This window comes from uncultured Flavobacterium sp. (assembly GCF_937967675.1).
In the GTDB taxonomy this organism is placed as follows: Bacteria; Bacteroidota; Bacteroidia; order Flavobacteriales; family Flavobacteriaceae; genus Flavobacterium.
In genome coordinates, this window is record NZ_CALBSN010000163.1 from 1 (window position 1) to 2,734 (window position 2,734).

4 protein-coding genes are annotated in these 2,734 nt (G+C 32.7%); 1 reads left to right on the forward strand and 3 read right to left on the reverse strand.

Translation table 11 applies throughout. The features are described from left to right. Positions 1 to 1,044 (forward strand): DUF4407 domain-containing protein (locus tag Q0075_RS11090; RefSeq protein WP_297869567.1); only part of this gene is annotated, 1,044 nt, incomplete at its 5' end. Positions 1,045 to 1,117: 73 nt separating this feature from the next. Here Q0075_RS11090 and Q0075_RS11095 read toward each other — a convergent pair. The 3 genes from Q0075_RS11095 to Q0075_RS11105 all read right to left on the reverse strand — a co-directional run. Beyond that, positions 1,118 to 1,810 (reverse strand): PH domain-containing protein, encoded by a 693-nt coding sequence (locus tag Q0075_RS11095; protein WP_297869568.1) that lies wholly within the window; start codon positions 1,808 to 1,810, stop codon positions 1,118 to 1,120. 43 nt (positions 1,811 to 1,853) lie between these two features. Further along, positions 1,854 to 2,225 (reverse strand): MmcQ/YjbR family DNA-binding protein, encoded by a 372-nt coding sequence (locus Q0075_RS11100; RefSeq protein WP_297869569.1) that lies wholly within the window; start codon positions 2,223 to 2,225, stop codon positions 1,854 to 1,856. An 8-nt stretch (positions 2,226 to 2,233) separates the two neighbouring features. Continuing rightward, the coding region (locus Q0075_RS11105) for a cyclase family protein (RefSeq protein WP_297869570.1) at positions 2,234 to 2,734 on the reverse strand (501 nt) is incomplete at its 5' end.

Genomic DNA, 2,734 nt, shown 5'->3' on the forward strand with positions numbered 1-2,734 from the left:
TGTTCTAATGGCGAGCAAAACAAATATGCCGGAATTGGAGCTACCGTTTTCTTCACTGCCGTAATGGCTTTTATTGCGAGTGCTTATGCGCTTTTTACTGTTTTCGACAATGCTTTTATTGCCATAGCTTTCGGACTAGTTTGGGGTTTGCTGATTTTTAATTTGGATAGATTTATTGTTTCTACCATAAAAAAAAGAGACAGCTTTTTAGATGAATTCATTCAAGCCACTCCTCGAATTGCATTAGCAATTATTATTGCTATCGTAATTTCAAAACCTTTGGAAATCAAAATCTTCGAAAAGGAAATCAATACGGTTTTATTGAAAGAAAAAAACGAAATGATGTTGGCCAACAAAAAACAAGTAGCCAATTATTTTCAATCCGATTTAGATAAAAACAAAGTGCAAATTGATAGTTTAAAATCGGATATTCTTAAAAAAGAAAAAGAAGTAAATGATTTGTATTCGGTTTACATCACCGAAGCTGAAGGAACTGCTGGAACTAAAAAGTTAGGCAAAGGTCCGGTTTATAAAGAGAAACGTGAAAAACACGATGCTGCCTTGCAAGACTTATCTATTTTAAAAACTACTAATCAAGCAAAAATCGCCGATTTAGAAACCAAAAACAAAACCCTTGAAGCCGATTTAGATAAAAAAGTCACCGAAACCCAACCTATTATTGAAGGTTTCGACGGATTAATGGCGCGAATTAATGCGTTGAACAAATTGCCTTTCTTACCTTCATTTTTTATTATGTTATTGTTTTTAGCGATTGAAACTTCACCCATTATTGCGAAATTATTATCACCAAAAAGCGAATACGATTTCAAACAAGAAGATAACGAAATGGGCATCAAAAACATGTTAGCACAAAACCGTTATCAAAGCGAATTACAAAAGAAAACCGATGCCGAAATTTACGACAAAGTCTATGCCGACATCAAAGAAGATAAAGAACTATATAATTACAAAAAGAAAAGTGCCACGGAATTACTAAAACTCCAAGCGGATGGTTTTGTAGAGAAACAGAAAAAATCGATGTAAAATAGCCATTAGGCAAAAGAAAAAAGGCAATAGTTTAACTTACTATTGCCTTTTTTGATTTATAATCTAGGACTTATAAAAACTTCAAAATTTCTGATTTTAATCTATCGTATTCTCCTTGAAGAATTAATCCGTTATCCAATAATTTTTTATAATTCTGAAGTTTAGCAAACAACTCGTCTTGTGTTAATTGCGCTAACCCTTTTTCTTCTGAAATTGAAGCTTCTACTTCCGTGTCACGAATCACATCATTTGGAGTAGGCATTAACTCAGCAAAATGAGTCACTTCTTCTGTTTGCATTTCCTCAACTACTTCTTGAACTGGGGTTTCCGTTTTAACTTCTTCAACAATTGGAGTAGTTAGTTTTGGATTTTTCAACAAATCCAGTTGTTCTTTTGCGTAAGTATATAATTTTCTTGCTTGATTTTTTGGCAAATAATCAACCGTATGTGTTAAATCAGAATTAGTAGTAAATGTAAAATCAGCTCCTAAAATACCTTCTTTTACAAACGAACCAGAGATGTCATCCCAATCGTAATCAATGAATTCCATTGATAATCCTAAATTCTTAGGTTTACATAAAATGATACGTTTGTTTGTTACCACAATGCTATCTGGAAAAATAGTTACCGCTGGTTTTTTTTGAACAGCAATGTAGCCTACTTCTTCGTTCGACATTAAAAGATTCTCCAATTTAGCTGTGATTTTTTCAATAGCTTTTGGATCTTGATCTTCGTTTAATATTTTTTTTAAGTTGTCTATCATGATAGTTACTTTGAATTTTCATTTAATAGCACAAAAGTAATGCCTAATTTTCTAATTCTTGAATTTCTTGTTGTACTTTTTTCGTTAAACTTTTGAAAACAAGTTCGTAGGAATGATTAATCAATTCGCACATCATTTTATCGGAAACATCACCGTGAAAACGAACGGTATTCCAATGCACTTTACTCATGTGATAACCAGGTTCTATGGATTCATATTCCGCTCTAAGTTCCAAAGCGCGTTCTGGATCACATTTTAAATTTAACGACGGTGTTCCTTTTTCCCATTCGGATAATGAGGTTAAGCAAAACATTTTTCCACCTACTTTAAATACCAAAGTATCTTCATCAAACGGAAAATGTTCAGTGACACCTTTTTTAGATTGGCAGAATTCGTATAGTTGTTGGATGTCCATTTTGATGATTACTTTTCAATTTTATACAAAATAGGTTTTGATGGTGAAGCATCATTTTCAAACGAAGCGAATTGTAAATTCAATAAATAACTCCCGTCTTTTATTTCTTCATTAACGTAAATCATTTCCGTAATCGTACAATTGAATCGAGCATCTTGATTGACTTGATTCACATCTTTTACATTCCAAAACGCTTTATGTGCTAATAATTTTCCTTCGTCGTGTTCTTTGTCGACACTTGGCAAATCGACAAGCAAATGTTGAATTCCTTTTTCTTTAATAAAAATCGCAGCAGCTTCTTCCAAATAAGGAGGATTTGTATTGGAATAATTCAGATGCTTTTTGCTTTCTGAATTTGGCAATGTTCTGATGATGATTGCTTCTGGCGAATTTCCTCCCAATGCTGATTCAATTTGCTCTTTTGTAATAACTAAATCTTCTCCAACAGCTTTTGGTTCAACCGAAATCAATTCTGCAGTAAAGAAAAACTGCTTTAAACATTGATTTAT

Bases quoted from the DNA above. Each gene is read 5' to 3' on its own strand.
- Q0075_RS11100 (WP_297869569.1), bottom strand. From the start codon at position 2,225: ATGGACATCCAACAACTATACGAATTCTGCCAATCTAAAAAAGGTGTC.
- Q0075_RS11095 (WP_297869568.1), bottom strand. From the start codon at position 1,810: ATGATAGACAACTTAAAAAAAATATTAAACGAAGATCAAGATCCAAAA.